At 64.0% G+C, this 250-nt stretch carries 1 pseudogene; it reads left to right on the top strand.

Annotated features, from left to right (window positions below):
• Positions 1-229 (top strand): annotated as a pseudogene (locus tag AAEZ09_RS28825) (hypothetical protein); the annotation flags it as partial.
• Between the last annotated feature and the right edge of the window lie 21 nt (positions 230-250).

The raw sequence follows: 250 nt of genomic DNA, 5'->3' as shown, positions 1-250 counted from the left end.
CGCCCCAACAACCCAGAAGAGCCATCCTCGGTATGCCCCGCCGCCACACGTGGCTGCGCATTGGGATAACCGCCTGGGCGTGTATGTTGTGGAAGGGCGTGACCTCTACTACCGCGAGCGGTTGTACTACCGGTGGGATGGGGATTGGCTCTGCGCTGGACGGCCGGATGGCCCTTGGGAGCCTGTCGCGCCGCCCAGCGTGCCGCCTGGTCTGCGTAATCGCTACTGATTACCTTGTGCTGGTCTGAAG

The organism is Pseudomonas sp. 65/3-MNA-CIBAN-0223, from assembly GCF_040310425.1.
Classification (GTDB): Bacteria; Pseudomonadota; Gammaproteobacteria; order Pseudomonadales; family Pseudomonadaceae; genus Aquipseudomonas; species Aquipseudomonas gregormendelii.
The sequence above is the reverse complement of the archived record's forward strand: the minus strand, read 5'-3'. Positions and strand labels throughout refer to the sequence as shown.